The 26,821-nt window shown below is 69.2% G+C and carries 28 protein-coding genes; 14 read left to right on the top strand and 14 right to left on the bottom strand.

Going from position 1 to position 26,821, the window contains the following annotated elements:
- Positions 1 to 269 precede the first annotated feature (269 nt).
- The 4 genes from SB816_RS26145 (at position 270) to SB816_RS26160 (ending at position 4,220) form a co-directional block, all read left to right on the top strand.
- A complete protein-coding gene (locus SB816_RS26145; RefSeq protein WP_269873968.1) occupies positions 270 to 638 on the top strand; it encodes a hypothetical protein in 369 nt (122 codons plus the stop codon).
- Positions 639 to 849: 211 nt separating this feature from the next.
- Entirely contained in the window at positions 850 to 1,563 is a 714-nt protein-coding gene (locus tag SB816_RS26150) for an MgtC/SapB family protein (RefSeq protein ID WP_054502547.1), read from the top strand.
- Between the two features lie 38 nt (positions 1,564 to 1,601).
- Positions 1,602 to 2,006 carry a DUF2946 domain-containing protein gene (locus SB816_RS26155; protein WP_410547740.1) on the top strand — a complete coding sequence of 135 codons (405 nt, stop codon included), beginning with the start codon at positions 1,602 to 1,604 and terminating at the stop codon, positions 2,004 to 2,006.
- 48 nt (positions 2,007 to 2,054) lie between these two features.
- Positions 2,055 to 4,220 (top strand): TonB-dependent receptor, encoded by a 2,166-nt coding sequence (locus SB816_RS26160; RefSeq protein ID WP_372413404.1) that lies wholly within the window; start codon positions 2,055 to 2,057, stop codon positions 4,218 to 4,220.
- Between the two features lies 1 nt (position 4,221).
- Here the strand turns inward: SB816_RS26160 and SB816_RS26165 are convergent, their stop codons facing one another.
- The 3 genes from SB816_RS26165 to SB816_RS26175 all read right to left on the bottom strand — a co-directional run bounded on the left by SB816_RS26165 (position 4,222) and on the right by SB816_RS26175 (position 6,823).
- Positions 4,222 to 5,322: a DUF748 domain-containing protein gene (locus SB816_RS26165; protein ID WP_054502549.1), complete on the bottom strand. Its 1,101-nt coding sequence runs from the start codon at positions 5,320 to 5,322 to the stop codon at positions 4,222 to 4,224.
- A 257-nt stretch (positions 5,323 to 5,579) separates the two neighbouring features.
- The gene (locus SB816_RS26170; RefSeq protein ID WP_054502550.1) at positions 5,580 to 5,777 is read right to left on the bottom strand and encodes a hypothetical protein; all 198 of its coding nucleotides are present in this window, start codon (positions 5,775 to 5,777) and stop codon (positions 5,580 to 5,582) included.
- 140 nt (positions 5,778 to 5,917) lie between these two features.
- Positions 5,918 to 6,823, bottom strand: coding sequence for an EAL domain-containing protein (locus tag SB816_RS26175; RefSeq protein WP_054502551.1), 906 nt, complete (start codon positions 6,821 to 6,823; stop codon positions 5,918 to 5,920).
- A gap of 403 nt (positions 6,824 to 7,226) precedes the next feature.
- On the opposite strand from SB816_RS26175, the gene SB816_RS26180 reads away from it, so the two are divergent.
- Complete coding sequence (locus tag SB816_RS26180; protein WP_410547741.1) at positions 7,227 to 9,305, top strand: FUSC family protein; 2,079 nt, start codon at positions 7,227 to 7,229, stop codon at positions 9,303 to 9,305.
- Positions 9,306 to 9,422: 117 nt separating this feature from the next.
- The gene (locus SB816_RS26185; RefSeq protein ID WP_054502864.1) at positions 9,423 to 10,259 is read left to right on the top strand and encodes a universal stress protein; all 837 of its coding nucleotides are present in this window, start codon (positions 9,423 to 9,425) and stop codon (positions 10,257 to 10,259) included.
- A gap of 24 nt (positions 10,260 to 10,283) precedes the next feature.
- Here SB816_RS26185 and SB816_RS26190 read toward each other — a convergent pair whose 3' ends face one another.
- Entirely contained in the window at positions 10,284 to 11,228 is a 945-nt protein-coding gene (locus tag SB816_RS26190; protein WP_116793463.1) for a 2-hydroxyacid dehydrogenase, read from the bottom strand.
- Positions 11,229 to 11,339: 111 nt separating this feature from the next.
- Here SB816_RS26190 and SB816_RS26195 point away from each other — a divergent pair, with 111 nt between their 5' ends.
- Positions 11,340 to 12,521, top strand: a complete 1,182-nt coding sequence (locus SB816_RS26195; protein ID WP_410547742.1) for a PepSY-associated TM helix domain-containing protein — start codon at positions 11,340 to 11,342, stop codon at positions 12,519 to 12,521.
- 106 nt (positions 12,522 to 12,627) lie between these two features.
- Here SB816_RS26195 and SB816_RS26200 read toward each other — a convergent pair whose 3' ends face one another.
- The 3 genes from SB816_RS26200 to SB816_RS26210 all read right to left on the bottom strand — a co-directional run bounded on the left by SB816_RS26200 (position 12,628) and on the right by SB816_RS26210 (position 13,614).
- Positions 12,628 to 12,780, bottom strand: coding sequence for a DUF3309 family protein (locus tag SB816_RS26200; protein ID WP_064527605.1), 153 nt, complete (start codon positions 12,778 to 12,780; stop codon positions 12,628 to 12,630).
- A gap of 44 nt (positions 12,781 to 12,824) precedes the next feature.
- Positions 12,825 to 12,989, bottom strand: a complete 165-nt coding sequence (locus SB816_RS26205) for a hypothetical protein (protein WP_167517698.1) — start codon at positions 12,987 to 12,989, stop codon at positions 12,825 to 12,827.
- Positions 12,990 to 13,065: 76 nt separating this feature from the next.
- Positions 13,066 to 13,614, bottom strand: a complete 549-nt coding sequence (locus SB816_RS26210; RefSeq protein WP_144657270.1) for a type 1 glutamine amidotransferase domain-containing protein — start codon at positions 13,612 to 13,614, stop codon at positions 13,066 to 13,068.
- 142 nt (positions 13,615 to 13,756) lie between these two features.
- Here SB816_RS26210 and SB816_RS26215 point away from each other — a divergent pair, with 142 nt between their 5' ends.
- Positions 13,757 to 14,791 (top strand): DNA topoisomerase IB, encoded by a 1,035-nt coding sequence (locus tag SB816_RS26215; protein ID WP_116793460.1) that lies wholly within the window; start codon positions 13,757 to 13,759, stop codon positions 14,789 to 14,791.
- Positions 14,792 to 14,807: 16 nt separating this feature from the next.
- Here SB816_RS26215 and SB816_RS26220 read toward each other — a convergent pair whose 3' ends face one another.
- Entirely contained in the window at positions 14,808 to 15,053 is a 246-nt protein-coding gene (locus SB816_RS26220; protein ID WP_054502557.1) for a hypothetical protein, read from the bottom strand.
- A 158-nt stretch (positions 15,054 to 15,211) separates the two neighbouring features.
- Here SB816_RS26220 and SB816_RS26225 point away from each other — a divergent pair, with 158 nt between their 5' ends.
- A complete protein-coding gene (locus tag SB816_RS26225; protein WP_054502558.1) occupies positions 15,212 to 15,553 on the top strand; it encodes a YqjD family protein in 342 nt (113 codons plus the stop codon).
- Positions 15,554 to 15,661: 108 nt separating this feature from the next.
- Positions 15,662 to 16,549 (top strand): SDR family oxidoreductase, encoded by an 888-nt coding sequence (locus SB816_RS26230; protein ID WP_054502559.1) that lies wholly within the window; start codon positions 15,662 to 15,664, stop codon positions 16,547 to 16,549.
- A 21-nt stretch (positions 16,550 to 16,570) separates the two neighbouring features.
- Here SB816_RS26230 and SB816_RS26235 read toward each other — a convergent pair whose 3' ends face one another.
- Together SB816_RS26235 and SB816_RS26240 are read right to left on the bottom strand one after the other, a co-directional pair.
- The gene (locus SB816_RS26235) at positions 16,571 to 17,191 is read right to left on the bottom strand and encodes a DUF4142 domain-containing protein (RefSeq protein WP_175188767.1); all 621 of its coding nucleotides are present in this window, start codon (positions 17,189 to 17,191) and stop codon (positions 16,571 to 16,573) included.
- 60 nt (positions 17,192 to 17,251) lie between these two features.
- Positions 17,252 to 17,836 carry a hypothetical protein gene (locus tag SB816_RS26240; protein ID WP_054502561.1) on the bottom strand — a complete coding sequence of 195 codons (585 nt, stop codon included), beginning with the start codon at positions 17,834 to 17,836 and terminating at the stop codon, positions 17,252 to 17,254.
- A gap of 190 nt (positions 17,837 to 18,026) precedes the next feature.
- Here SB816_RS26240 and SB816_RS26245 point away from each other — a divergent pair, with 190 nt between their 5' ends.
- On the top strand, positions 18,027 to 18,311 hold the full coding sequence (locus tag SB816_RS26245; protein ID WP_054502562.1) for a DUF378 domain-containing protein: 285 nt from the start codon (positions 18,027 to 18,029) through the stop codon (positions 18,309 to 18,311).
- A gap of 6 nt (positions 18,312 to 18,317) precedes the next feature.
- On the opposite strand, the gene SB816_RS26250 is transcribed toward SB816_RS26245, so the two are convergent.
- Positions 18,318 to 18,590 (bottom strand): hypothetical protein, encoded by a 273-nt coding sequence (locus tag SB816_RS26250; RefSeq protein ID WP_116793550.1) that lies wholly within the window; start codon positions 18,588 to 18,590, stop codon positions 18,318 to 18,320.
- 125 nt (positions 18,591 to 18,715) lie between these two features.
- Between SB816_RS26250 and SB816_RS26255 the strand changes: the two genes are divergently transcribed.
- Positions 18,716 to 19,099 (top strand): hypothetical protein, encoded by a 384-nt coding sequence (locus tag SB816_RS26255; RefSeq protein ID WP_081273617.1) that lies wholly within the window; start codon positions 18,716 to 18,718, stop codon positions 19,097 to 19,099.
- Between the two features lie 16 nt (positions 19,100 to 19,115).
- Here the strand turns inward: SB816_RS26255 and SB816_RS26260 are convergent, their stop codons facing one another.
- Positions 19,116 to 20,483 carry a sigma-54-dependent transcriptional regulator gene (locus SB816_RS26260; RefSeq protein ID WP_054502565.1) on the bottom strand — a complete coding sequence of 456 codons (1,368 nt, stop codon included), beginning with the start codon at positions 20,481 to 20,483 and terminating at the stop codon, positions 19,116 to 19,118.
- 175 nt (positions 20,484 to 20,658) lie between these two features.
- Here SB816_RS26260 and SB816_RS26265 point away from each other — a divergent pair, with 175 nt between their 5' ends.
- The gene (locus tag SB816_RS26265; RefSeq protein ID WP_231133044.1) at positions 20,659 to 21,606 is read left to right on the top strand and encodes a sigma-54 interaction domain-containing protein; all 948 of its coding nucleotides are present in this window, start codon (positions 20,659 to 20,661) and stop codon (positions 21,604 to 21,606) included.
- 221 nt (positions 21,607 to 21,827) lie between these two features.
- Positions 21,828 to 23,264, top strand: coding sequence for an RNA polymerase factor sigma-54 (locus SB816_RS26270; protein WP_269873861.1), 1,437 nt, complete (start codon positions 21,828 to 21,830; stop codon positions 23,262 to 23,264).
- Positions 23,265 to 23,306: 42 nt separating this feature from the next.
- Here SB816_RS26270 and SB816_RS26275 read toward each other — a convergent pair whose 3' ends face one another.
- Positions 23,307 to 23,660, bottom strand: a complete 354-nt coding sequence (locus tag SB816_RS26275) for a hypothetical protein (RefSeq protein WP_054502568.1) — start codon at positions 23,658 to 23,660, stop codon at positions 23,307 to 23,309.
- 128 nt (positions 23,661 to 23,788) lie between these two features.
- Entirely contained in the window at positions 23,789 to 26,791 is a 3,003-nt protein-coding gene (locus tag SB816_RS26280; RefSeq protein ID WP_410547743.1) for a PAS domain S-box protein, read from the bottom strand.
- Positions 26,792 to 26,821 lie beyond the last annotated feature (30 nt).

A 26,821-nucleotide genomic window follows, 5' to 3' on the forward strand; every position in this document is an offset into this window, starting at 1 on the left:
CAACCACCCCGAGATCATTGTGGACAACGACGGATGTAGTCGATACACGACTGCTTGCGCCGCTTGACGCAGGATCCGCAGAGTTTTCTGCCGAGTCCTGCGTAAAGCCAGGACACGGCTATTGGCCCGGCAGCCTCACGCTACCCCGGCCTCGGCCCTCCCGATACCGACTTACCGACGCGATACGCGGGCTTTGTTGCGCCCGTCCCACGCCCGGCGAGCGGCGCATGCATGTGGACCTTCCACCGTACTCCCGCCCGGAGACGACCATGCGCATCAAGAAATTCCTCCCCTTCCTGGATGGCGCCGCCGCCGTGCGCGGCGCCGACGCGGCCGCGCACACCCCGGCCGCCGCCCCGACCTATCAGTTCACCATCGTCAGCCTCGCCGACACCCTGAACGCGCTGCGCAAACAGTTGTACTACGAGCTGCAGGCCCTGAACCTGCGGGTCGTGAACGTGCGCATCTCGCGCCAGGAAGCCGGCCAGCTCGCCAGCACCATCGTCACGCTGCAATGCCCGCCCCAACTGCGCGGCCTGCTCAGCGCCATCGCCCTGCGCCTGGGCCAGAGCCCTGACGTGCGCCGCGTGCACTGGGAAAACGAAGGCGGCGCCCGCATCGCCGTGCTGCCGGCCTGAGCCGCGGAAAGGAGACTGTCATGAAAGACCCGTACAAATGCCTCCTCGTCGCCCGGGTGGCAGCCCTGCTGCTGCTCTGGCTGCTGGCTTTCATCCTGACCGCCGCCTCCGTCTGGCAAATGCCCTGAGGCCGAGGCCCGCCGCGACCGCCCCGGCCCGGTGAAGCCGCCGGGGCCGGGGCGACCTACATGCTGAACACGAGAACAACAACATGAAGAACTTCGAGAACATCCAGCTCCTCCCGCTGGCCAACACCCTCATCAGCCTGGCGGTGGCCTTCGTGCTCGGCTCCATCGTCGGCTTCGAACGCCAGTACCGCCAGCGCACCGCCGGCCTGCGCACCAACGCCCTGGTGGCGGTGGGCGCCGCCATCTTCGTCGACATGGCCTTTCGCGTCGGCGGCCCCGACGGCGGCGCGCGCGTGATTTCCTACGTGGTGTCCGGCGTCGGCTTCCTGGGCGCCGGCGCCATCATGCGCGAAGGCGGCAGCATCCGCGGCCTGAACACCGCGGCCACGCTGTGGGGCTCGGCCGCCATCGGCGCCTGCGCCGGCGCCTCGCTGATCCTGGAGGCAATCGCGGCCACCGTGTTCGTGCTCGCCGCCAATACGCTGCTGCGGCCGCTGGTCTCGTACGTAAACCGCCAGCCCGTCGACGCGCAGACCACCGAAGTCACGACCGTGATCCACGTCATCGCCCACGTCGACCAGCGCCAGGCCGCCATGACCGTGCTGGAAGACGTGCTCGAGGACGAGCAACTGCCCCTGTCCGAATTGAAGATCGACCAGTTCGGCGAGAACGAGGTCGAGATCGAGGCGGCGTTGAGCGAAGCCTCGGTGGACGAACTGGACCTGGACCGCGTCACCGCCCGGATCGCCGCCGCGCCGGGCATCCGCACCGCCTTCTGGGCCGCGCGCACGGTCTAGCGGCGCGGCGCCAAAACACTCTAGAATGGGCGCCGATCATGCGCCGCCCGTTCCCGTCCCTCGCTCGCAACGCCGCCTGCCTCTGGCTGGTGCTGGCGCTGTTCGCGCTCAAGGCTTTGGTGCCGCCGGGATTCATGCCCGCGACCCAGCAGCGCGGCACGCTGATCCAACTGTGCTCGGCCGCCGGCACCATCTGGGTGGCCGGTCCGTCCAGGCACAGCGACGCGCCCGACGAACGCCACGCGGCCCAGGCCGCCGCCTGCCCCATGGGCGCGATGCTGGCGGCGGTGGCCCTGCCATCGGCGGCCGCGCCGCTGCTCGCCGTCGGCGCGGTCATGATGCATCCGCTGGCGGCGCGCGCGCCTCCCGCGATCCACGAAGGATCCCCGCCCGGCCCGCCGCTCGGCGCCCGCGCCCCGCCCCTGCCCTCGGTACCCCGCTGATCGTTCCGCCGCGCCTTGCGCGGCTTTCTTGGCTTACCGGGAATTCCCATGGTTTCTATTTCCGCCAGGACGCGCCGCGTCCTGCCCTGGCGCGTGGCCGTCTGGACCGCGCTCGCCTTCACGCCCGCGCTGCATGCGCAGGTTGCTTCCACCCTGGCTGCCCCCAAGGCGCCCGGCGTCGCCACGCTGCCGGCGATCTCGGTCGCGGGCGACACGCCCCTGGCCACCCTGCTGGAACAGGCCAACACCGGCACCCTGCTGGGCCTGCGGCCGTTTGATACTCCCGCCAGCATCGACGTTATCAGCAACGAGCAGTTGCGCGCGCGCGGCGCGGTCAACGTCACCGACGCCATCACCCAGGCAGCCGGCGTCAGCGCCATGCGCCATCCTGGCAATGGCGGCTCGTCGTTGTCATCGCGCGGCTTCACCGATTCGAACTCGGTGGCCCAGTTGTTCGACGGCGTGCGCCAGTTCGGCGGCGTCGGCCAGACGTTCCTCTATGATCCCTGGGCAGTCGAGCGCATCGAAGTCCTGCGCGGCCCGGCGTCGGTGCTGTACGGCGAAGGCGCCATCGGCGGCGTGGTCAACGTCATCCCGAAAAAACCCACCCGCGGCCCGATCGAGAACGAGATCCAGACCACCATCGGCACCCACGACACCCAGAGGCTGGGCTTCGGCAGCGGCGGCGCGCTGGATGACAAGTGGTCATACCGGCTCGACATCAGCGGCAACCACAGCGACTCGGGCATCAGCCTGGGCGACGCGCGCGACCTCGCGGTCACCGCGGCGTTGCGGCTGGACGTGTCGCCGGAGCTGAACGTCACGCTGACCCAGGCCTACGCCTGGCAGGAGCCAACGCGCTACTTCGGCACGCCGCTGATCGCCGGCAAGATCGACTACGACCTGCGGCGCCAGAACTACAACGTGGCCGACAGCAAGATCATCTACCGCGACAGCCGCACCGACCTGAAGGCGGAGTGGTCGCCGAACCCGGCCACGCTGGTGCGCAGCCGCGTGTACTACATCGGCAGCGACCGCGACTACCGCGACGCCGAAAACTACACCTGGCAGCCGGCCAGCGGCCTGATCCAGCGCAGCGCCTACACCGACATCCGCCACGACCAGCAACAGGTCGGCAATGTCACCGATGCGTCCTTCGACGGCCACCTGTTCGGCCTGGCCAACAAGGTGGCGCTGGGCTTCGAGCTGAACCACGCCACGTTCAAGCACACCAACAATTCGCCGTATTCCGGCACCTCGCTGGTGGACGCGTACGACGTCGATCACGGCCGCTTCATCAACGTCGCCGGCACCTCGCCGCGCTATCGCAACAGCGCCGACCAGTACGCGCTGTTCGCGGAGAACCGCCTCATGCTGACCTCCCGCTGGTCGGTGCTGGCGGGCGTGCGCTATGACCACATCGACCTGAAACGACGTGACCTGGTGGCCGACCAGACCGCGTTCGACACCACCTTCAACAATGTCGGCTGGCGCATCGGGACCGTCTACGACCTGCTGCCCACGCTGTCCGTCTACGGCCAATACGCCGAGGCCGCCGACCCGATCGGCAGCCTGCTGCTGCTGTCGCCGGCCAACAAGGACTTCAAGCTGTCCAAGGGCCGCCAGATCGAAGTCGGCGTGAAGCAGACCTTCTGGGACGAAAAGGGCCAATGGACGCTGGCGGCGTACCACATCCGCAAGGACAATCTGGTGACGCGCGATCCCAACGATCCGACACTGCGCCTCCAGGTCGGCGAGCAGTCGTCGCGCGGCCTGGAGGCGACGCTGGGCGTGGAATTGACGCCGGCCTGGCGCGTGGACCTGAACGCGGCCGTGCTGCGGGCGCGCTACGACGACTTCAGCGAATCGGCCAACGGCGTGGCGGTATCGCGCGCCGGCAACGTTCCCACCGACGTGCCGGAACGCGTGGCCAATGCCTGGGTCAGTTGGAAATTCGCGCCGCAATGGACCGCCAGCGCCGGCCTGCGCTATGTCGGCCGCCGCTTCGCGGATGCCGCCAACCGGCTCGAAATGGCGGGCTACACCACCACCAACCTGGCCCTGCAATGGGAGCCGCGGCGTGACCTGACGCTGGCATTGCGCGCGTTCAACGTGTTCGACCGCCAGTACGCCGAGACCGCCTACTACAACCAGACGCAATGGCTGCTAGGCGAAGGCAGGCGCGTCGAGCTGAGCGCCAACTACCGCTTCTGACTCATTGGGTGAGCAGGTCGGAGATCGCGTCGCCCAGGTCTTTCACGGCGCCGGCCACGCCGCCGGCCGCGCCCTCGGCCCCCACGCCGATCGCGCGGCCGAAGCCGCGCGCGATCTGGGCCGCGAAACCCCGCGAGGCCGAGAACTTCGGATTGTCGAGGCTGCCGGCCAGCTTGAACTCCATGCGCAGCGTACCCTTGCGGTCTTCCAGCGCGGCCAGCACCGCCTTGCGCGGCAGCGAAAACAGCGAACCGTCGCCGCTGAACTTCAGATCGTGCAACGCCACCACGCCCGACGCGTTCAACTGCCGCTTGGCGACGGTGGTGCGCATGTCCAGGTCCATCGCGCCGCCGGCCAGCGATCCGGCGCCGTTCTCGGCCAGGTATGGCGCGGCATAGCGGATGTCCATGTTGCGCACCGCGACCGTCATGTCCGCGTCGCTGTCGCCCACCGCCAGCGAACCGCGCGCCTGCACCGTGGCCGCGCCGCTGCGGTTGTCGCGCACCGATCCCTTGAATTCCATCTGGCTCTGCTGGCCATCGGCCGGCAGCACCAGCGGATGCAGGCGCGCCGACACGTTCTCGAACGGAATGCGGTGCGGCGGCTTGGCGATGGCCGAGTCGATGAAGTCCAGCCGGCCGCCATCGAGGACGATATCGTCGACCCGGATCGGGCCCTTGTCGCGCGCCCGGCCGCCGTCGCCATCCGCCTCGCGCAAGGCGGCCTGCAGGGCCGGCGATATCTGCATGTCGCCGTCGGCGCTGCGCAGCACCGCGAAATCGAATCCCTCGATGGTGATCTTGCGGAAAACGGGCTGGCGCCGCAGCAGCGAGCCCCAGTCGGGCTCGGCCACCACGCGCTGCGCGCTGGCGGGCGCGACGCCTTCGGCGCCCGCGATCTTCACGTCCGTCAGCACCACCGCGTCGAACCCCAGCCGCACATCCGCCACCTGCGCACGCGGTCCCAGCAGGCCGGCGACGTGCCGCTCGATGAGGCGCATGCCGATCCAGGCAGCGGCGCCCAGCAGCAACGCCCCGAGCACCAGCGCGACCAGGAGCTTGCGCGCGAACGAACGGCGTGGCGTGGCGGAGGCGTTACCCATGGATGGTCCTGTTGACGATGCGCCGGAACGCGGCGGCTTCCCGGCGGGCCTTCTGGCGGCCCAGCCTGGCACCTTAGCGATCCCCGCGCCGGGGCGCAAGGCATACGGCGGCACCGGTGCGGCGCGATCAAGGGTCCGCCAGGGCGGATGCGGCGACGCCCGCGCCGGGTTTCCTGGCGCGGGCGTCGCCGCCACCAGCCCCGCGCCTGCCGGCGCGGGCGGCTGGATCGCGGGCCGGCTAGCGGCCCGTCAACGCATCAGCGCTGCGTCTGCGAGCGCTGCCCGGACTGCCCCGGCTGCTGTCCCGGATTGCGGTCCTTGTCCATCTGCTGGCCGCCCTGGCCGGGTTGTTGCTGACCCGGCTGGCTGCGGTCCTTCGGGTTTTCCTGCGATTGCTGCTTTTGCGGCTGCTGTTGCTGACCGGGCTGCTGGCCGGACTGATTGGGGTTTGCCATGACAAATCTCCTCGCAAGCGGAACCATTCCGCGAGGAATTGCCCAGCAACTGCCGTGCCCGCCAAGGCGCGGGGCGCGCCGACCTGAGACGCGTGATACGGCACCGGTAATTTCGGGGCGCGGGAAGTAAAAAAGCGCGGCTATTGCGTGGTGACGTGCGCCGGCAGGCCGCTCTCGGCGTCCTGCGGATCGAAGGCGTCGAGCCAGGCGGAAGCGTAGCTGGCGGGCGCCGCCAGCGGTTCGCCGCGGTCGCGCTGGACGCGCAGCCGCATCATCAGGTCATCCAGCGGCATTGGCCGGCCCAGCGCGTAGCCCTGGCCATAGCGACAGCCCGCGGCCCGCAACGCCGGCACGTCGGCCACGTTCTCGACCCCTTCGGCCACCACCCGCCAGCCCATCCGGGTGGCCAGTTCGGCCGCGGTGCGCAGCACCTCGAAGGCAACCGCGCTGCGGCGCATGCGCGTCACGAAGTACTGGTCGATCTTGACCTCGGACAAGGGAATCGCCGACAGCAGTTTCAACGAGGCGTGGCCGGTGCCGAAATCGTCCAGGCTGACCTCGCAGCCGGCCTGTTCCAGCCGTTCCAGCGTGGCGCGCAGGGCTTCCAGTTCCCTGATCGGCTGGTCTTCGGTCAGTTCGACGCGCAGCAGCGAAGCCGGCAGCTCGGCCACATGGATGCGGTCGAGCAGGAAATCGACCGCGCGTTCGTCGGACAGGGTCGAGGCAGGGGCATTGATGGCAATGGGAATCGCCATGCCGATGCGCCGCATGTTCTGCAGCATGTCGATCACGCGCTGCGCCACGCGCTCGAACAGGATCCGGTCCAGCCCCAGCCGGTTGACGGCGGGAATGAACTCAGCGGGCATGACCACGCCCAGTTGCGGATGCTGCCAGCGCGCCAGCGCCTCGGCCGATACGATGCGGCCCGTCAACAGGTCGACCTGCGGTTGCAACAGCACCCGCAGCCCTTCCTTGCCGGTAATCATGGCAGCGACTTCGTCGTCGCTCACCACCGAGCTTGTGGAAGCCTCGTGGGTTGGCGTCATGTTCGCTCCTTAAGCCCCCCGGAGTACGGCCTGCGCTGTCCGGGCGCAGAGCGGGGCATGTTGGACATGAGTATTCACAGTCGGCCTGCAGGAGTATCTTGCTGCCTTGCTTCTTACTGCCTTGTGTACTTACCCAGCGTAGTCGATCGCCAATGTTTTTTTTATGCGATTTTGCGCATTTACTCCAGGGTATTTTGCACGCTTGCGGCGCCAAAGTCACACATATGTAACCAGTAGTATTCGGGTCATTCAGATTCATGAACACCGCATTTTTCGGACGCTCCTATTAATCGGTGTTGTTTGTCCTTGTCGACATGGTAGCGTTGCGGTTTTCCCGCCGTTCCGGCCTTTATTTCCACCCCGTTTTCGCTTGACTACCCTGCTCTCCCGCTGGCGCGTTTCATTGCGCCACGTCCTCTGGCTGGACGCCCTGCAAGCCGCCGCCATCAGCGCCGCCCCCGTCATCCTGGCCGTGCTGGCGCACGAGCCGCGCCTGGGCTGGACCGCCATCGCCGCCTTCTGGGCCTGCTTCGGCGATCCTGGCGGCCCGCTGCGCCAACGCGCCGCGTCGATGCTGGCGCTGGGCCTGATCGGCGCGCTGTTCTGCTTCCTGGCCAGCGCCAGCGCGCACACCCTGTGGCTGCTGCTGCCGCTCACGTTCGTCTGTTGCACCTTCGGCGGCCTGCTGCGCGTACTGGGCCCCGCGGCGGCCATCGTCGGCACGCTGCTGTCGGCCGGCTTCGTGGTGGCGGCCGAACTGCCGGCGCCGACGTTGGGCGCCAGCGTTTCGTATACGCTGTTCTTCGTCGCAGGCGCCCTCTGGGCCATCCTGATGACGGCGCTGGTGTGGCGCCGCCGTCCCTGGAAGGACGCGACCCACGCGGTGGCGCACTGCTATCGGGGCCTGGCCGACTTTGCCGACGCGCTGGCGCGCATGTATTCGGGCCTGGCGCCCGCCGCCGGGCCGCAGGCGTGGAGCGCCGTCACCCGTCCCCAGCGCAGCGGCGTGCGCGCCGCGATCGAGGCGGCCCGCGTGCGCATCCGCGAGGTGCAGGATGCGCGGCCGTCGCGGCGCGCCCGCGCGCAGCAATTGTTCTATTTGCTCGATAGCGCCGAAGACAGCTTCATCGCCCTGGTGGCCGCGGCCGATCTGCTGGAATCGAATGCCCCGCGCTGGCTCGGCCGCGCGGCCGGCGCCAATCTGTCACACGCCTTCCATCGCTACGCCAGCGTCGCCAACGCCATCGCCAGCACCTCGGACGTCAGCGACCCCAGGCAGGCCGAGTGCCTGCGCGAGCGGCTGGCGCATTTCGGCGCCGGCCTGCACGAGCTGCGCGGCGCCGCCATGGCCTATGCGCCCGACCTGGCAACCATGGTGCCGGTGCTGGACCGCCTGCAGCAGACCGCCCAGGCGATCATGCAGGCCCTGTTCGACCAGGATGGCACGCCCGCCACGCCCGCGCTGGCCGCGCGCGCCGATTCGACGGCGCGGCAGGCCTGGCGCAGCCTGCGGCAAAACCTGCGGTTCGAGTCGGACGCGTTTCGCCACGCCCTGCGCGTGGGCATCGGCGCCACGATCGCGGTGGCGTTGTCCAAGACCTTCGCGGTCAACCACGGCTACTGGATGTCGTTGACGCTGGTGTTCATCCTGCAACCCTACTTCGCCACCACCTGGCAACGCACCGTCGAACGCGTGATCGGCAGCGTCGCCGGCGCTGTCGGCGCCTCGCTGCTGGGCCTGCTGCTGAGCACCCCGCTGTCGGTGGCCCTGGCGGTGCTGCCGATCGCGCTCGGCACGTTCGCGGCCCGCACCATCCACTACGCCTTGTTCACCTTTTTCCTGACGTCGCAGTTCGTGCTGGTCAGCCACATCCAGCAGCCCGACATCTATGAGCCGATGCTGGCTGCGCTGCGCGCCTTCAACAGCGTGCTGGGCGGCGTGCTGGCCCTGCTGGTGGGCTTTCTGGTGTGGCCCGAAAAGGAACCGCGCCAATTGGCCGGCGCCCTGAGCCGCGCGCTGGCACGCCATGCCGACTATGCGCGGGCGCTGACGGCCGACAAGAGCGGCGCGGCCCCCGCGGCCGACATCGTCGGCCTGCGCCGCCAGGCCTGCCTGGCTGCCGACAACGCCGAAGCGGCATTGCAGCGGCTGCAACAGAATCCCGTGCACCGCGACCGCAAGGTGGACACCGCGGTCAACCTGCTGAACGCGATGCGCCGCGTCACCGCCGCCGGCACCGTGCTGGAGATCCAGCCGCCGCTGCCGCCGGACAGCGAGGCCGCGCCGGCCCTGCGCGACTACGGGCTGGCGCTGGCGCACGCGCTGCATCCGCAGGAGCCGGCCCCCGTGGTCGAACTGCGCCAGTTGGCGGTGCCGGCCGCCGTCAACGCGGCCGCGCCGGCGCTGGCCGGGCCGCTCGACCGCATCGCCCAACAGGCGCGGCAGGTGCGCCAATTGCGCGACCGCCTGCAGCAGACCTGACAACCCGCGGCCGCTTGCGGCAACCCCGCGAAACTGCGGGGCGCTTGACGCGCATCAAGGGCCGAATGCCCGGAACGCGCAACGATGGAGACCTACCGCGCTCAAAAGGAGGCCGCCATGTATCGCCGCATTTCCGTCCACCTGGACCACGGATTCGATTGCCCCCGCCGCACCCGGGTGGCGCTGGCCCTGGCCAAGCGCCACCAGGCCGAGCTGGTCGGCATCTATGCCAGCTCCGCCCCGCCGCAGTATTACTACGGCGAATCGGTGCTGATGTCGAAAACGCTCAACGTGATGCGCGACCTGCAGGCGCAGAACCGCGGCGCGGTGCAGACCGCCTTCCTGGAAACCGTGGCGGCGGCCGACGTGCCGGCCGCGGTCCGCGCCGGCGCCAGCTCCCCAAGCGCCAGCATGGCGCGGCTGGGCCGCACCAGCGACCTGCTGGTGGTCAGCCAGCAGAACCGCGAAGACGTCGAGGCCGTGCACGAAAATGAATTCGTCGAACAGACTTTGCTGACCGCCGGCCGTCCCGTGCTGGTGGTGCCGTCCAGCGGCGATTTCCCGGTGGTGGGCGAACGCGTGCTCTACTGCTGGGACGGCAGCCGCGAAGCCGCCCGCGCGCTGGCGGACGCGGCGCCGCTACTGCGCCTGGCCTCGCACCTGGTGGTGCTGACCATGGATGAGGGCGCCGCCACCCGCGATGACGAGGCCGTGCCATTCGAGGATCTGGCCACCTACTGCATCGCCCAGGGCATGCCGGCGCCGGACCACGTCCGCCGCGACGTCAAGGGCGTCGGCGTGGGCAGCACCATCCTGAACGCCGCCGCCGACTACAGCGCCGACCTGATCGTGATGGGCGCCTACGGCCACAGCAAGTTCCGCGAATGGGCGATGGGCGGCGCCACGGCGTCGATCCTCAGGACCATGACCGTGCCGATCATGTTCTCGCACTGACCCTCGCCCGACGCCGTCGGCGCCTCAGCCCTGCTGTGGCACCGGCGTCAGCACCGGCTTGCCGGCGAAATGCGCGGTGGCGTTCTCCAGGAACAGCGCCACCGTCGCCGACACCGCTTCCGGCGAGCGCCCCGCGCTGTGAGGGGTCAATACCACGTTGTCCAGCTTCAGCAGCGCCGGCGGCACCACCGGTTCGCCTTCGACCACGTCCAGCCCCGCGCCCGCGATGCGGCGGCCGGCCAAGGCGGCGATCAACGCCTCGGTGTCGACCACGCTGCCGCGCGCGATGTTCACCAGATAGCCCTGCGGTCCCAGCGCCTCGAGCACGGCCGCGTTCACCAGGTGCCGCGTGTCGGCGCCGCCCGGCGTCGCCACCACCAGGAAGTCGCTGGCCTCGGCCAGCGCCAGCGCGCTGTCGTAATAGGTGTAGCCGCTCTCGGGGCGCGGCCGCCGGTTGTAGTAGCCGACCGTCATGCCGAAGCCGTGGGCGCCGCGCTTGGCGATCTCCTGGCCGATGGTGCCCAGGCCCACGATGCCCAGGCGCTTGCCCGAGACCTGCGGCCCCATGAAGCCATTCCAGTGCCCCTGCCGCACCCAGGCGTCGGCCTGCGGCAGGTGACGGGCGGCGCCCAGCAGCAGCGCCATGGCGTGATCGGCCACCGAGGTGGCATTGGCGCCGGGGCCATGCGTCACCCGCACGCCGCGCGCGCGGGCGGCGGCCAGGTCGATGTTCTCGAAGCCGACCCCCAGCGAACAGATCAGCTCGAGCCTGGGCAGGGCCGCCATCTCCTCGGCGTAAAAGCCGGTGGCGCCCCGCGTCAGCACCACGCGGATCTCGTCGGCGTGGTCGCGGATGGCCTGGGCGCGCTGCTCGGACGTGGTGGCAAGAATGCAGCGAAAGCCGCGGTCTTCGATGACCGGCAGGAAATCATGCACGCTTTCAATCAATATCAACAGGGGGATCTTCATGTCGCTACGGCTCGGAGGCGGTGAAACTGCAATGGCGCCAAAAAAGCGCCGCCAGATATTACGCCTCGGTACAATTGCGCGCCACCCGCCGTCGCCGCCATTGAACGCCCCATGAAAGCCAAGATCCGCAAGTCCGTGCGCTCCGCCGTGTCATTCCTGCACCGCTGGACAGGGCTGATCCTGGGAAGCGTGCTGGTGCTGGCGGGTCTGAGCGGCAGCCTGCTGGCCTTCGACCACGAGCTTGACGGCTGGCTGAACAGCGCCATGCTGCGCAACGCCGCGGGCGTCTGCGCCGCGCCGCTGCCGCCTTCGGCCGCGGCCCGCGCGGTCGAGCAGGCCTGGCCCGGCGCCACGATCGCCGCCGTCACCCTGCCCCAGGCGCCGGCCGACAGTTATCGGGTGCAATTCAAGCACGCGTCCACCGCCGACAACGAAGCCGGCGTGGACGCCTGTTCCGGCCAGTTGCTGGCCAGCCGCGACCGCGATGCGGTCACGCTGGACCGCGCCCACCTGATGCCGCTGCTGTTGCGCTGGCACATGACCCTGCTGCAAGGCAAGACCGGTCGTGAAGTGCTGGGCTGGCTCGCCGTCGTCTGGGTGGCATTGCTGCTGGCCGGCATCTACCTGGCATGGCCGCGGCCCGGTCACTGGCGCCGCTCGGTCACGGTCACGCGGGGCGTCGGCGCCTTCCGCACCAGCTACGAACTGCACCGCGCCGCGGGGCTGGTCTCGGCGCTGTTCCTGCTGGTGGTGGCCGGCAGCGGCTTCTTCATGGGCCTGCCGCAACTGGGCCGGCAACTGGTCGCCAGCGTCGCGACCCTGCCCGCCGACGCGCGCGCCGCCACACAGGCGCCGCTGGCCGCGGGCGAATCCGAAATCGGTTGGGATGGCGCCGCCGCCAAGGCGCGCACCCTGGCGCCGGCGGACGCCACGCTGGTCATGCTGCGCCGCGACCCGGCGGGCGGCGTCTACCAGGCACGGGTGCGCCGTGCCGACGACTGGCAGCCGGTCGGCACGTTGCGTCTGTTCCTGGCGATGCGCGGCGGCGAACTGCTGTCGCGCGCCGACCCGATATCAGGCACGACTGCCCAGCGTTTCCTGGCGGTGATGTTCCCGCTGCATTCCGGCAGTCTCTATGGCCTGCCGACCCGCATCCTGACGGCCGTCCTCGGCCTGCTGCCGCTGCTGTTCTTTGTCACCGGGCTGGTCATCTGGGTCAGCCGCCGCCGATTGCGGCACCGTGGCCGGCAGGCCGCGCAGGCGCGCGCTCGCGCGGCGCAAGAGCAGGCCTGAAGCGCCGGCACGCGGCGCGGCAGCCCGCCCGAACCACCGCCGCGCGGCGGTCCGGACCGGCTGCGTGTTCGGCCGGGCGGTCCTCGCGATCCGGCCCGGCCCCGCGCTATATGCGCCCTGTCAGCAGCAGCACGATCAGCACCACGAGCACGATGCCCAGCAGGCCGCTGGGGTAATAGCCCCACCCGCGGCTATATGGCCAGGCGGGCACCGCGCCGATCAGCAGCAGGATCAGGATGATCAACAGAATGGTAGACATGATGGCTCCGTTTGTTCTTGGTTGATGCGCAGGCAAGAGGGCAATCAGTGGATCGTCCGACGCGTCTTTTCGGGATGGGACGGCTCGAGCGGCGGCAGGTCCACTTCGGGCTCGTCGGTATCGGGATCGACCGGCAGGTCACCCGGTGGCGACCCCGGCGGGATCGGCTCCGGCTTGGGCGGAACGTGCAAGTGCTGAAGGTAAGGCATGGCTTGCTCCTGTAAAAATGTTGCTTGGCGCGCGGCCGGAATTCCCCGGTTCGCCCCTTGCCCGATGCGCTGACGCTCACTGGCGCGTCAGCGCGAAAACACGCGACAGCTCGCGGTTGAATGCGGGGATGTCGTCCGGCTTGCGGCTGCTGATCCAGCGGCCATCCACCACCACTTCCTGATCGACCCACTCCGCGCCGGCGTTGCGCAGGTCGTCGGCCAACGAGGGCCAACTGGTCAGCTTGCGTCCCTTGACCAGTCCTGCGGAAATCAGCAGCCAGGCGCCATGGCAGATCACCGCCACAGGCTTGCCGGCCTCATGCATGGCGCGCACGAAGGCGCGCGCCTCGGGATGCAGGCGGATCTCGTCGGCGTTGACCACGCCGCCCGGCAGCAGCACGGCGTCGAACCGCTCCGGCTGGGCCTCGGCAAACATCAGGTCGGCCTCGACCGACTCGCCCTTGTCGTGATGGCGCATCCCCTGCACGGGCCCGCGGCGGGCCGACACGACCACCGTGCGCGCGCCCTGCTGCTGTAGCGCGTCGCGCGGCTCGGTCAGTTCCACCTGTTCAAAGCCATCCACCACCAGGATGGCGACGTTGAAATCCTGCAATGTCTTGGTCATTCGAAACTCCCTGTCTGTGGCAAGGACCGGGACAGCAAGTGGCGTGCCCGCGCATGGCGGGGGCAATGGAGGGAGCAATCCGGCCAGGCGCAAGCCGGGCACGGCATTTGCTCCGGCGCTGGCGCCGATTGCTGGAGGAAAGATGGCAAACCGCAACCCGCAGCCGACGGCCAGCGCCGCCGACGACGCGCTGATCTACCTGGACGACACCACGCCGGGCTATTCCCGGGTGCGGGTCAATGGCACGACCTTCCATTACCTGGATACCGCGGGCAGGCGCATCCGCCGCGCCGCGGAACTGGCCCGCATCCGCGCGCTGGCGATCCCGCCCGCCTATGAGGATGTGTGGATCTGCCCCGACCCGCGCGGCCACCTCCAGGCCACCGGCCGTGACGCCCGCGGCCGCAAGCAATACCGCTACCATCCCGCCTGGGCGCGTCTGCGCGATGCCGACAAATACCAGAGCCTGAGCGAATTCGGCGCCCGGCTACCCCGCATCCGGCGCCAGGTGCGACGGGACCTGCAGGCGCCGGGCCTGCCTCGGGCCAAAGTGGTGGCGGTCGTGGTGCAACTGCTGGAAGACACGCTGATCCGCATCGGCTACCGTGAATACGCCCGCACCAACAAATCCTATGGCCTGACCACGCTGACACGGCGGCACGCGCACGTCAGCGGCGACCAGTTGCGATTCCGTTTCCGCGGCAAGAGCGGCGTCGCGCACGATGTCACGGTCAGGGACCGGCGCATCGCGCGGATTATCAAGCGCTGCCTGGACATTCCAGGCCAGCAGTTGTTCCAGTACCTGGACGCCGACGGCAGCGCCCACGGCATCGATTCGGAGGCGGTGAACGCGTACCTGCGCGAGGCCGGCGCGGCCGATTTCACCGCCAAGCATTACCGCACCTGGGCCGGCTCGGCGCTGGCGTTCGCGGCGCTGCAGGCCCGCCCCTACGTCGACGAGCGGCAGGCGCGGCAGGAAGTCGTCGACGTGATCCGGCAGGTGGCGCAGCGGCTGGCCAATACGCCCGCGGTCTGCCGCGCCTGCTACGTGCATCCCTCCATTATCGAGGCCTACCTGGCCGGAAAGCTGCCGCCCAAGGCGCCGGCGCCGCCCGGCCCGCGCGGCCTGGATGCCGACGAGCGCCGCCTGCTGGCGTTCCTGCGGACCACGCCATGACGAATGCCGCGGGCCGTCACAGAATCGAGGAACGGGCGTTCTTGGCGCGAGGTTGCGGCTTGGCGTTGTCGGCCCAATTCGATTCGGTCTTGTCGTCGGCCACCCGGCGGCCATCGCGCGCCGCTTCGTCCGGCGTGGACGCGGTGGGCTTGGCCGGCTGTCGCGGCACATCGACCGGCCCTCGCGGTGGCAGCACTTTGGCGCCGTCATGCTCTGCCGGGGTGGCTGCCGCCTTGCGGCCGGAAGGTCTGGAGGATGTCATCTGCGCGCTCCCAATGATTCCGATGTATGTAGATCCATGCTACGGCATGGTTGAGCCGGACACTGCGCATCGCCCGCCCAAATTGCAAGCGGATGTGGCAACCCGCGCAGGAACGGCGGTTCCCCGGTAAAACGAACATTCACTTCTGGAGTTTTCCCATGGCCAATACCCATACGCCCCTGCCTTCGGATTTCCCCGAGAACGGTCCTGACGATCGCGGCGCGCGCCGCCGGCGGCGCCACCCTGAAAGTTGGATCGACGACCTCGAGGCCACTTTGAGCGACGCCTCGGCCACCGATCTGGAGGCGCTCAAGGCCCGCCTGGCCGAGCAATTGCGCGACACGCGCCACAGCCTGCGCGATGCCTCCGACAGCGCCCAGGACATGGTGCGCGAGACCATCGACTGCACCGAGCAGTACATCCATGCGCGCCCATGGCAGGCGATCGGCCTGGTGGCGGGCGCCGCTTTCCTGTTCGGCGTTGTGGTCGGCCGCCAATAGCCTCAGGCGCGTCCGACCGGTCCGGCCCCGGAACGCGCGGGCGGGCACAACAGTTGCTTGGACTCCTTCGAGGACGCAACCGCGTCCGTTACTTCGAGGGAGACCGGCATGACCCAATCCGACAAGGCAGCGACCGGCGCGCGGCCTCACCCAACCCCGCCCATGCCTGGCCAGCATTTGCCGAAGCCCGGCATGGAGGCCGACATGGCGCTACGGCCGCAGTACCAGGCGCCCGACTATCGTGGCAGCGGCAAGCTGTCGGGCATGGCGGCCATCGTCACCGGCGGTGACTCCGGCATCGGCCGCGCCGTCAGCGTGCTGTTCGCGCGAGAAGGCGCGGACGTGGCGGTGGTCTATCTGGATGAGCACGAAGACGCCCGTGAAACGCAGCGCGCGGTCGAGGCCGAAGGCCGGCGATGCCTGCTGCTGCCCGGCGACGTGCGTGAATCCGCCTTCTGCACGCGCGCCGTGGAACAGGCGGCGCAGGCCTTTGGCCGGCTCGACGTGCTGGTGAACAACGCGGCCTACCAGCAGCATGACGACCGGCTGCAGGACATCAGCGACGAGAAGTGGGACAAGACCCTGCGCACCAACATCCACGGCTATTTCTACATGGCGCGCGCCGCATTGGCGTACCTGCAACCCGGGGCCGCCATCATCAACACGGGGTCGGTGACCGGGCTGCGCGGCAGCGGCGGATTGCTTGACTACTCCACCAGCAAGGGCGCCATCCACGCCTTCACCCGGGCGCTGGCGTCCAACCTGGCGCCGCAGGGCATCCGCGTCAACGCCGTGGCGCCGGGTCCGGTATGGACCCCCTTGAACCCGGCCGACAGGGACGCCGAAGCCATCAAGTCATTCGGCAAGAATACGGATCTCGGCCGGCCCGCCCAGCCGGAGGAAATCTCGCCCGCCTATGTCTTCCTGGCCTCGCCCGCCTGCGCCAGCTACATCACCGGCATCGTGCTGCCGATCACGGGCAGCGCGGGCGACTGACGCCCACCCGCCCGCGGGGCGCTATTTCCCGGGGGCCACCGAGGCCGGCGCGGCTCGTTCCGCGGGCGACACCGGCGGCGGTTCGCCGGGCGTCGCGGGCGGCATCCGCTCCGGGTTGGCGGCCGGGTCGCGCTTGAGCGCACGCGCCAGCGCAAGGTGGTCGCCGAGGGTGGACACGTGGCGCGCGGCAAACTCGCGGATTTTCGCGTCGCCGTCCTGCCCGGCCGCGGCGCGGTAGAGCTTCTCGGCCTTTTCGTGGGCCTGCAGCGCCACCTGCTCGACATACAACGCGTCGAATGCCGGGCCGGTCTTGCCCGCAAGCGCCTCCAGCGTGCGTTGGTCGGACGGCTCCGCCTTGCCCGGCAACGCCACCTTCCTGTCATCCGCGAGTTGCCGCAGTTCGCGGTCCAGCTCCGCGTAGCGAGCCTGCATCTTGGCGGCAAACGTGTGGACCTCGGTGCTGCCAGCGCGTTCGCCAGCCAGTTTCGCCGCCTCGACCTGGAATGCGTCGACCGCCGCGGCCGCCTGCAGGAAATGGCTGTCCGCCGGCGACACGGCTGCCGCGCGCGCGGCCAGCGGCGCGGCCAACAGCGAAAACAGGCAGGCCGCCACCAGCCCTTGCCACAAAGTCCTCTGGTTCATGACCTTCTCCTTACCCGCCCCACGGGCGCTTCATGGCGATTGATGGCGATTCATGGCGGTTCATGGCGTCACGGAAGGCGCCTCGACATGACGGGGCGGCTTGAGCGGGTCGAAGTCTTCCCATTTGCCGTCCAGCCATCGCCCCTGGGCCCGCTCGATGTCGTGTCCCCCCGCTTCGCGCAGCACGCGCCGCGCCGCCGACTCCCGCTCCGGCGCGACCGGCAGCGCCAGCATCACCCCAGCCTGCCGCAACGGCGGATGAGCCTGGGGGGCCGCGGCCGCGGGCCGGCGTTGCCGCCTGCCCGCCATCCACAAGGCCCCGCCCAGGGCGCCTACGTAAGCGCCGACGCCGGCCGCCGCGGCCACCACCAGCATGGCCGCGCCGGCCCACAACGCCACCAGCCCGCCCGCCAACGCCAGCACAATCCCCACCAGCGCCGCTCCCGCCAGCGCGCCGATGTGGGCGCCGCGCGCGTCCGGATCCGCCACGCGGTCTCCGCCAAGCGGGTAGCGCGCATGTTCTCCGGCCGTATTGATGTAGAACGTATGGATATCGCCCTCATCGAATCCCTCGCGGCCCAGGCGCTGCGCGGCCTCGCGGGCTTCGTCAAAAGTCTGGAAACGGGCGGCGACGATCAAGGACATGGCAATCTCCTGGGCTTCAAGGACGTTGCGGCCAAGGCAGCAACTGCCATGCCTGCCTCCGGCACGCGGGCACGTCACTTGCTGCGCCGGCAGCACGACCCGACGGCGGGAGTCCTCCCAAAACCGGCCTGCAATTGAAACGCGCGGCACCCACGCGCGGCAGTGCGCTGCCGCCACAGGAGGGAGAGACATGCACACCTTGAGCGACAACGATGAAGCGCATCCCGCCGGCCGGCCAGAGGACGCGCAACCGGGGACCGATGTCCGGCGTGGCCTCGGATCCCTGGATTGGGTCGCCCTCGTTGCGCTGGTGGCCGGTGGCTTGAACACCGGACTGATCGCGGCGGTCAACCTGGACCTGTTCGCGCGGCTGCTGCCCTGGGCAGTGGCCGCGCGCGTCGCGTATGGCCTGGTCGGGTTGGCGGCGCTGCATTGCGTGGTGCTGCTGTTCCGCCTCGGCGCCGAGGCGGACTGAGGCGCATCAGCGCCCTTTTCCCGGCTCGCGCGTGCCGGGATAGCGCCCCCCCTCCTCGTACTCGGGCCCCTGCGGGTGCGGCTGCGCGTCAGCGCCGCGGCGGGGCTTGGGCGGCGTGGCGCCGCCAGGCCCATCCGCGCCGAACTGGCCGCTGCGGCGGGCGGCCTCGCTGTCGCTCTGCGGCGTGTTGGCCTTGCCGCCCGCCCCGGCGCCTGCCTCGGTGGCGGGCGCCTGCCGATCGCGCTGGACGTCGGACGGGATGCTGTCGTGCTTGCTCATGGCGGTCTCCTGAAGGCAATCGTGCCAATGCCGAGCAAGCGGCGTGCCTGCGAGCGCGCGGGCACGCCGCTTGCTCAGCGGAAACGGGGCGGCCATCCCGGCCCCCTTACTCCAAGGAGTCATCCATGAATCTGTCCAAGATCCGCCTGTCCATGAGATTCGCGCCCGCCGCCGCCCTGTGCCTGTCGGCGCTGGCGTTGCCCGCGGCCGCGCAGACCACGCCCGTGCGCACCAGCGAACAGATCGACAATCAATACAAGATGGACAAGAAGCAGTGCGACGCCATGAAGGGCAATCAGAAGGATGTCTGCCAGAAGCAGGCGGAAGCCACGCGCGATAAAGCCAAGGCCGACGCCAAGGCCGCCAAGGAAAAGGCCGAAGCCAACCACGACGCGGCCAAGACACGCAACGATGCCGACTACAAGGTCGGCAAGGAGAAATGCGACGCCATGTCCGGCAACGCCAAGGACGCCTGCATGGCCGACTTGAAGACCCGCTACGGCAAGTAAGCGATGGAGGCGGACGTCAATGCGCGCTTCCCGGCTCCTCTCCCGGCAACGCATAACCGGCCGCCGCATATTCCTCGAGGCGGTTGTACAACGTCTTGGGGCTGATACCCAGCACCGCCGCCGCCTGTTTCTTCACGCCCTTGCAACGCTCGAGCGTCGCAAGGATCAGGCGGCGGTCGGCTTCCGCCAGCGTTTCTCCCACCGGCACGGTGACCTGTCCGCCGCGCATCTCGCCGCCTGGCGAGACCTGCGGCGTCAGCATGTCCGCGTCCAGCTCGTCGCCTTCGGCCATGATGAAGGCGCGACGCACGAAGTTCTTCAATTCGCGGACGTTGCCCGGCCATTCATACTGAGCCATTGCCGTGGCCGCCCGCGCCGAGAACGCCTTGGTCCGCCCGCTTTCCTCGTTCTGCGCCTGCAGGAAGCGATCGGCGAGCAACAGGATATCGTCGCCGCGTTCGCGCAGTGCCGGCAGCTCGAGCGGGAACACGTTCAAGCGGTAATACAGGTCTTCGCGCAGCTTGCCCTCCTGCACCGCCTGCTCGGGATTGCGATTGGTGGCGGCGACGATGCGGATGTCGCAGGCGATTTCGCGATGCGTGCCGACCCGCATGAATTGCCCCGTCTCGAGCACGCGCAGCAGCTTGACCTGCAGGTCCAGCGGCATCTCGGTCACTTCGTCCAGGAACAGCGTGCCGCCGTCGGCTCGCTCGAAATAGCCCTTGTGCTGGCGGTCCGCGCCGGTGAAGCTGCCGCGCTCATGGCCGAACATCTCGCTCTCGATCAGGTTGGGCGAAATGGCGCCGCAGTTGACCGCAATGAAGGGACGCTGGCGGCGCGCGCTAAGCTCGTGCACCGCATGCGCGGCCAGCTCCTTGCCCGTGCCGCTCTCGCCCACCAGCAGCACCGTCACGTCGGTGGGCGCCACCCGGCCGATCTGGCGATACAGCTCGCGCATCGGGGCCGACGCGCCGTACATCTTGCCGAAACGTCCCGGCTCCTCGAAGGGCCTGCCCGGCAGCTCGCCGCCGGCATTGGCCATGATGCGGGCCAGGATGCCGTTCAGGCGCTCCATGCAGATCGGCTTGACCAGGTAGTCCGTGGCGCCCAGGCGCAGGGCCTGCACCGCATTGTCGACCGTGCCGTGGCCGGTCATCACCACCACCTCGGCGCTGGCCGTGGCCACACTCTTGAAGATGTCCATGCCGCTGCCCCCGGGCAGGCGCACATCCGTCAGCACCAGGTCCGGCGACTGGCGCTCGAGCTGGATCAACGCATCCTTGACGCTGGCGGCCAGCGCTACGGTGAAGCCGTTGTCCCGGCCGAGTTCGGCCAGGGTTTCGCGGATGGCATCGTCATCATCGACGATCAGCAAGTGGGGCATGGCATCTCCTGGAGCCGTGGCTCGGGCAACAGCGCCCGGCGCCTGTGGGGCCATCCCTGAGCATAGCCAAGTCGCAGCAGATTGAAGTAATTATTCGATAGAAAAGACCAACATTTTCGATTACTTGCAACTGGTCGCATCCGCGTACCGGGGCAACCACTACCATGGCCAGACAATGAATGCTTCCAGTCTTTCCCCCATCATGCAGAAACTGGCCACCCAGGTGCGCCTGGCCGCCGAAACCGATGCCAGCGTTTTCATCGTGGGCGAAAGCGGCGCCGGCAAAGAAGTGGTGGCGCAGGCAATCCACGCGGCCAGTGCGCGCCGCGACCAGCCGTTCGTCGCCGTCAACTGCGGCGCCATCAGCGGGTCGCTCGCGCATGCGGAATTATTCGGTCACGAAAAGGGCAGCTTCACCGGCGCGCTTGCGCAGAACGCGGGTTATTTCGAATCGGCCAGCGGCGGCACGCTGTTCCTGGACGAAGTGACTGAAATGCCGCTCGACATGCAGGTGCATTTCCTGCGCGTGCTGGAAACCGGCACCTATCAACGCGTCGGCGGCTCGGACCTGCTGCGCGCCAACGCGCGCATTCTCTGCGCCAGCAACCGGGACCCCGCGGAGTCGGTGGCCGACGGCCGGCTGCGCCAGGACTTTCTGCATCGGCTGCTGGTGATCCCGCTGCGGGTGCCGCCGCTGCGCGAACGCGACGGCGACGCGGTCGTCCTGGCGCGGGAATTCCTGGCCGAATTGAACACGCGCCACAATACCCGCAAGGCCTTCTCGCCCCGCATGCTGCAGGCGATCGCGCGCCATGACTGGCCGGGCAACGTGCGCGAACTTCGCAACACCGTGCAGCGCGCCTACATCCTGGGCGACGAACAGCTCGACATCGACCTGCCCCGCCCGCGCGTCGCGCCGCACGCCGAGTTCAAGGACGGCGCCTTGAACGTGCCGGTCGGCACCGAGCTGGGCAACGCGCAACGCGACTTCATCCTCGCCACGCTGGCCCATCACGGCGGCGATAAGCGCCTTACGGCCGAAACCCTCGGCGTCAGCCTGAAGACCCTCTACAACCGCCTGGACGTCTACGAAAAAAGCGCGGGCGGCCCCGCCGCGGCCTGAACCCGCCCTCGCGGGCGCCGGCGGATCGTCGCCTGCCCGGCGGCCGTCCCTGGCGGCCCCCCCAAGGCAATATTTACGTCTCCTTGTAATCCTGGCCCGCGCCACGGCCCGCCCGGGCATGCCTGTCGCCCGCGCGCCAAGCGGGCATGATCTTTGCATGTATCCAGGGATATACCTTCGCCCCGACAGCCACATGGCAGGAGACTCCCTTGGGACACCCGATGCAAGAACTGCGCCTGCGCCAGCAAATGACCTTGGCCCCCCGGCTGCAACAGTCGGTCAAGCTGCTGCAAATGTCGGCGCTCGAATTCACCACCGCGGTCGAACTGGCCCTGGCGAGCAACCCCTTCCTCGAGGAAGTGGACGAGCAAGCGCCGGACCCGGCTGGGGGCATCGAGGCTGTTCCTCCCCTGGAACCGCCGTCCGGCACGCCAGCGGAGCCTGCGGCGGCCAACGCCGCGGAGACGCCGGCCGAGTCCCCGGCCACGCCGGAATACGCGGGCGACTATCCGACCGCGCCACGCGGCGACGGCGAGGACCACGACTTGGGCCAATGGGCCAGCGCCCCCGTCTCCATGCGCGAGAAACTCTCCCTGGAGCTGGGCAACTACCGGCTCGAACCTCGCGACCGGCTGCTGGCCGAGTTCATCATCGATTCGCTCGACGAAGACGGCTACCTGCGCACGCCGCTGGCCGAACTGTGCGGCAGCCTCAGCCAGGACTTCGCCCCGCCTCCCGAGGAGGAAGAGTGGCTGACCGCCCTGCGCCTGGTGCAGCAACTGGATGCGCCGGGCCTGGCCGCGCGCGACCTGCCGGAATGCCTGGCGCTGCAATTGGAGGCGGCCCCCGGCATCAACCCGCCCATACGCGCCCTGGCGCTTCGCATCGTGCGCGAGCACATCGACCGGCTGGCCAAGAACGACGCAGCCGGCCTGCGGCGCGCGCTCAATTGCGCCGACGACGCGCTGCGCGAGGCCTGCGCGTTGATCCGCAACCTGGATCCCAAGCCTGGACGCCGCTACGACGCCCAGGCCCCCGCGTACGTGGTGCCCGATGTCTTCGTCGACAAATGGCGCTCCCGCTGGCGCGTGGTGCCGAACCGGGGCGCCATGCCCCAGGCGCGGCTGCACCAGGTCTACGCCGACCTGTTCCGGCGCGCGCGGCTCGACGACCGCAGCCCGATGGCGCAGGAGCTGCAGGAGGCGCGCTGGCTGGTCCGCAATGTGGAGCAGCGCTACACCACCATCCAGCGCGTGGCGGAAGCCATCGTCAAGCGCCAGCAGACTTTCTTCGAATATGGGGAAGTGGCGCTGCGCCCGCTGATGCTCAAGGAAGTGGCCGACGACCTGGACATGCACGAGTCCACGGTGTCGCGCGCCACCACCGGCAAATACATGGTGACCCCGCGCGGCGTATTCGAGTTCCGTCATTTCTTTTCGCGTGAGTTGCCCACCGATTCGGGCGGCACCTGCTCGGCCGCGGCCGTGCGCGCGCTGATCAAGGAATTGATCGAGGCCGAGGATCCGGCCATGCCCCTCTCGGACGTGGCCCTGGCCCAGCAACTGGCTGCCAACGGCATCGTCCTGGCCCGTCGCACGGTCTCGAAATACCGCGGCCAGTTGCGGCTCCCGCCGGCCGAATTGCGGCGCGAGCACTGACCGCGGACAGGCGCGACGTCATCGACGCCGCGCCCCTTTCACTTACTTGCTGCCACCCGTGTTGGGATATCCCGGCGCGGGCGTGGCGCCGGCCGCCGGCGTGCGCGGCACATTGTCGTTGGCCTCGGGATGGCGCCGCGGCATTTCACCGCTGCGCTTGTCGCTGGACGGCGCCATATTCTTGTCCAGGTTGGGCGGCGTGCTGGTGCTGTTGGGCGCGGCGTTGGGCGCGGGCGCGGCCTGGCCCGGAGGGACCGGCCGGTTCGGCGGCACCGCCGTGCCGTCATTCGGCGCGGTGGACGGCGTCGTCGGACTGGCGGATTGGGCCCAGGCGGCGCCGGCTCCGCCCAGGCTGGCGGCGACAACGATGGCATAGGTCATGGCACGAATCTTCATGGTTCACTCCTTTTTCAGGTTGCCAGATCCATCCAGCAATTCGTATGCCCGGGATGATGCGCCAGGGCGGGCCCGCATCGCGGCCGGCACTTTTTACCGTCCAGTGCAAACCTGACACCCGCACTCCCTCATTCGTCTCCCTCTCCCGTCCCGCGGGCATACGTCGATTCAAGCATGCGCTGGACGCGCGCGGTCAGCGCATCCAGCGCGAAAGGCTTCACAATCAGCTCCATGCCGACCTCCAGGAACCCGGAGCCACGCGCGGCGCTTTCCGCATATCCGGTCATCAGCAGGACCTTGAGCCCGGGATGCACGGCGCGCGCCGCATCGGCCAGTTGGCGCCCGTTCAATCCCGGCAAGCCGACATCGGTCACCAGCAGATCGATATGAGCCGTGGCCCGCACCTGCTCCAGTCCGGCGTCGCCGTCGTTGGCGGTCAGCACCCGTATGCCCTGTTCGCCCAGGCATTCGCTGACCATATCGCGCACGTTCGCGTCGTCTTCCACCAGCACGATGATCGCCTGGTGCGACCGACCGCCGGGCGCGCGCGCCAAAGCCGGCGGCGCCACGGCATCCGCGGCGCTGCCCTGATGGCGGGGCAGGAAAATCCGGACCGACGTCCCGGTCCCCACGTGGCTTTCCAGCGTCACGACCCCGCCCGCCTGCTTGGCGAACCCGTAGATCATGGACAGGCCCAGGCCCGTGCCTTCCCCCTGCGGCTTGGTGGTGAAGAACGGATCGAAGGCATGCGCCAGCACGTCCGGCGTCATGCCACAGCCCACGTCCATGACCTGCACCTCGACGAAATCGCCCGCCGGCACGCCGGGATAGGGCCGCAGGAATGCCGGGTCCAGATGGATATTCCTCGCCGACACCGTCAACGGCCCGCCTTCCGGCATGGCATCGCGGGCGTTGATCACCAGATTGAGCAGCGCGTTCTCGAACTGGTTGCGGTCGCAGCGCACCGGCCACAGGTCCTGGTCCACGTTGAAGATCAGTGAGACGCCCTCGCCGGTATAGCGGCGGAACAGATCGACCATCGATTGCAACGTCGTGGCCACGCTGAACGGCTGCGGATCGATCGGCTGGCGCCGCGAGAACGTCAGCAGCCGCTGTGTCAGGTGCGCGGCGCGGTTGGCCGAGTCCATCGCCACGGTCACGAAACGCCCGGCCTGTTCCGGCACGCCGCTCGCCAGCTTGCGCTGGATCAGGTAGAGCGCGCCGGTGATCCCTTGCAGCATGTTGTTGAAATCATGGGCGATGCCGCCCGTGAGGCGCCCCACCGCCTCCATCTTCTGCGCCTGGCGCAGCGCGTGCTCGGTCGCCAGCAACGTCTCGGCCTGGGACTTCAGGTCCGTATCGTCGCGGCCGGCCATATAGAGGCTGTCCTGCGCCCACGACATGCTCCAGGTGATCCAGGCATAGCCGCCGTCCCGCTTGCGCATGCGGTTTTCCAGGTGCCGCACGCCCTGGGCCATCTCCGGGCGACGCGCGTGGGTCAGCGCTTCGCGCGTCGTTTCGTAGTCGTCCGGATGGATCAGGTCGCGCAGCCCCATCGCCAGGAACTGTTCCGGGGTCCAGCCCAGGATCGGCCGCACCGCGGGGTTGACGCTGGCGAAGCGCCCCTGCCCGTCGACCACCGCCAGCAGCTCGGGCGACAGGCGCCAGATGCGGTCGCGTTCCGCAATGGCGCTCTCGACGCGCTGCTCCAGCGTGCGCGAATACTGCGAACGCTCGACCGCGGTGCACAGGCGTTCGGCCACGTCCTCGATGCAGGTCACGTCGCCGCGCTTGAGCCGGGTGCCCGCCGTCGGCCGCACCACCAGCGCGCCGCCGGGCCGCCCCCAACGGGCCGTCGGCACCACGATGGCGGACGGCATGATGTCGCCGTTGGGCTGGGCCAGCAACGGCTCCAGGAAAGCCGTGCGGCCGCCGCGCACGGCCTCGACGAAGGCAGAGTCGAACGTCAGGTCCAGGTCCGCGCAGCCGTCGCGTCCCGGCCGCGGCCGCCAGCAGGTCGACACCTGGGGCTCGGCGCCCTCGCCCGCTCCGTCCACCAGCGCCACCAGGCCCAGCGCCAGATGCTGGCCGAGGCTCTCGCAGGCCAACTGCTCGATCGCCGCCTGGTGCTGCTGTTCGCGCATGCGGTCGCCCAGCGCCAGCACGAAATGCTTGCGATGCTGCCCTTCCCACAATTCCGCCTCGGCGGTCTTGCGCGCGGTGACGTCCAGGAACAGCGCCATCATCTGGTTGTCGCCCTCGCGCCGCGCGCGGGCCTCGTACCAGGCCGGCTGCGGCGACGGCACCGCGAATTCGAACTGCGCCGGCTCGCCGGTTTCGACCACCTGCGCGAACGTGTCAAGGATCCGGTCCGGCACCCCCGGAATCATCTCGCGCAGGGTATGGCCCAGCGTATCGCCCTCCTTCATGCCGCTTTGCCGCTCGAACGCGGGATTGACCTCGATGAAGCGGAAGTCGACGATGCGGCCCTGCGCGTCACGCAGCGCTTCGCTCAGGAAGAAGGCTTCCTGCATGCCCTCGAACATGGCGCGCCAGCGTTCGCCGCTGCGGCGCAGCGCGACTTCGGTCAGGTGGCGTTCGATCGCCAGCGCGGCGCTGCGCGTGACCACCGCGATGGCGTCGATATCGTCGGCCGACGGCGTGCGCGGCGAGCCGTAGTAATTCGAGAACACGCCCAGCAGGCGTCCATCGGGGGCCTTGATCGGCGTCGACCAACAGGCCCGCAGGCCGTGCGACAGCGCCAGCTCGCGCCATGACGCCCATGCCGGATGGCTGGCGATGTCCTCGACGTAGACGGGGCTGCCGGAATCCGCGGCCCTGCCCCAGGAGGCCATGTCCGGTCCGATCGGCGCACGGTCGACAGCGCTGTTGAACTCGTGCGGCAGGCTCGGCGCGGCGCCGTGCCGCAGGATCTTGCCGCTGTCATCGACCAGCGCGATCGAGGCGCGCAGTTCGACGCTGGATTGGGCTTCGATGGCGTGCAGCATATGGCCAAGCACCTCGGCCAGCGGCACGCCGGCGGCGATGCGCTGCAACATCACGCGCTCGTCTTCGAGACGCGCGAGCGTATTGGTCCAAGGGTGGGGCACATGGTCTCGCTGGGTCAGCATGGAATCTCCTGCAGGCTTCCCAGACTGTAT

Source organism: Achromobacter sp. SIMBA_011 (assembly GCF_046535435.1).
Lineage (GTDB): Bacteria > Pseudomonadota > Gammaproteobacteria > Burkholderiales > Burkholderiaceae_B > Achromobacter > Achromobacter dolens.

Bases quoted from the DNA above. Each gene is read 5' to 3' on its own strand.
- SB816_RS26270 (WP_269873861.1), top strand. From the start codon at position 21,828: ATGCAAGAACTGCGCCTGCGCCAGCAAATGACCTTGGCCCCCCGGCTG.
- SB816_RS26155 (WP_410547740.1), top strand. From the start codon at position 1,602: ATGCGCCGCCCGTTCCCGTCCCTCGCTCGCAACGCCGCCTGCCTCTGG.
- SB816_RS26210 (WP_144657270.1), bottom strand. From the start codon at position 13,614: ATGACCAAGACATTGCAGGATTTCAACGTCGCCATCCTGGTGGTGGAT.
- SB816_RS26170 (WP_054502550.1), bottom strand. From the start codon at position 5,777: ATGGCAAACCCCAATCAGTCCGGCCAGCAGCCCGGTCAGCAACAGCAG.
- SB816_RS26195 (WP_410547742.1), top strand. From the start codon at position 11,340: ATGAAAGCCAAGATCCGCAAGTCCGTGCGCTCCGCCGTGTCATTCCTG.
- SB816_RS26275 (WP_054502568.1), bottom strand. From the start codon at position 23,660: ATGAAGATTCGTGCCATGACCTATGCCATCGTTGTCGCCGCCAGCCTG.
- SB816_RS26280 (WP_410547743.1), bottom strand. From the start codon at position 26,791: ATGCTGACCCAGCGAGACCATGTGCCCCACCCTTGGACCAATACGCTC.
- SB816_RS26215 (WP_116793460.1), top strand. From the start codon at position 13,757: ATGGCAAACCGCAACCCGCAGCCGACGGCCAGCGCCGCCGACGACGCG.
- SB816_RS26190 (WP_116793463.1), bottom strand. From the start codon at position 11,228: ATGAAGATCCCCCTGTTGATATTGATTGAAAGCGTGCATGATTTCCTG.
- SB816_RS26225 (WP_054502558.1), top strand. From the start codon at position 15,212: ATGGCCAATACCCATACGCCCCTGCCTTCGGATTTCCCCGAGAACGGT.
- SB816_RS26230 (WP_054502559.1), top strand. From the start codon at position 15,662: ATGACCCAATCCGACAAGGCAGCGACCGGCGCGCGGCCTCACCCAACC.
- SB816_RS26165 (WP_054502549.1), bottom strand. From the start codon at position 5,322: ATGGGTAACGCCTCCGCCACGCCACGCCGTTCGTTCGCGCGCAAGCTC.
- SB816_RS26160 (WP_372413404.1), top strand. From the start codon at position 2,055: ATGGTTTCTATTTCCGCCAGGACGCGCCGCGTCCTGCCCTGGCGCGTG.
- SB816_RS26175 (WP_054502551.1), bottom strand. From the start codon at position 6,823: ATGACGCCAACCCACGAGGCTTCCACAAGCTCGGTGGTGAGCGACGAC.
- SB816_RS26220 (WP_054502557.1), bottom strand. From the start codon at position 15,053: ATGACATCCTCCAGACCTTCCGGCCGCAAGGCGGCAGCCACCCCGGCA.
- SB816_RS26255 (WP_081273617.1), top strand. From the start codon at position 18,716: ATGAATCTGTCCAAGATCCGCCTGTCCATGAGATTCGCGCCCGCCGCC.
- SB816_RS26185 (WP_054502864.1), top strand. From the start codon at position 9,423: ATGTATCGCCGCATTTCCGTCCACCTGGACCACGGATTCGATTGCCCC.
- SB816_RS26260 (WP_054502565.1), bottom strand. From the start codon at position 20,483: ATGCCCCACTTGCTGATCGTCGATGATGACGATGCCATCCGCGAAACC.
- SB816_RS26150 (WP_054502547.1), top strand. From the start codon at position 850: ATGAAGAACTTCGAGAACATCCAGCTCCTCCCGCTGGCCAACACCCTC.
- SB816_RS26235 (WP_175188767.1), bottom strand. From the start codon at position 17,191: ATGAACCAGAGGACTTTGTGGCAAGGGCTGGTGGCGGCCTGCCTGTTT.
- SB816_RS26250 (WP_116793550.1), bottom strand. From the start codon at position 18,590: ATGAGCAAGCACGACAGCATCCCGTCCGACGTCCAGCGCGATCGGCAG.
- SB816_RS26205 (WP_167517698.1), bottom strand. From the start codon at position 12,989: ATGCCTTACCTTCAGCACTTGCACGTTCCGCCCAAGCCGGAGCCGATC.
- SB816_RS26245 (WP_054502562.1), top strand. From the start codon at position 18,027: ATGCACACCTTGAGCGACAACGATGAAGCGCATCCCGCCGGCCGGCCA.
- SB816_RS26265 (WP_231133044.1), top strand. From the start codon at position 20,659: ATGAATGCTTCCAGTCTTTCCCCCATCATGCAGAAACTGGCCACCCAG.
- SB816_RS26145 (WP_269873968.1), top strand. From the start codon at position 270: ATGCGCATCAAGAAATTCCTCCCCTTCCTGGATGGCGCCGCCGCCGTG.
- SB816_RS26200 (WP_064527605.1), bottom strand. From the start codon at position 12,780: ATGTCTACCATTCTGTTGATCATCCTGATCCTGCTGCTGATCGGCGCG.
- SB816_RS26240 (WP_054502561.1), bottom strand. From the start codon at position 17,836: ATGTCCTTGATCGTCGCCGCCCGTTTCCAGACTTTTGACGAAGCCCGC.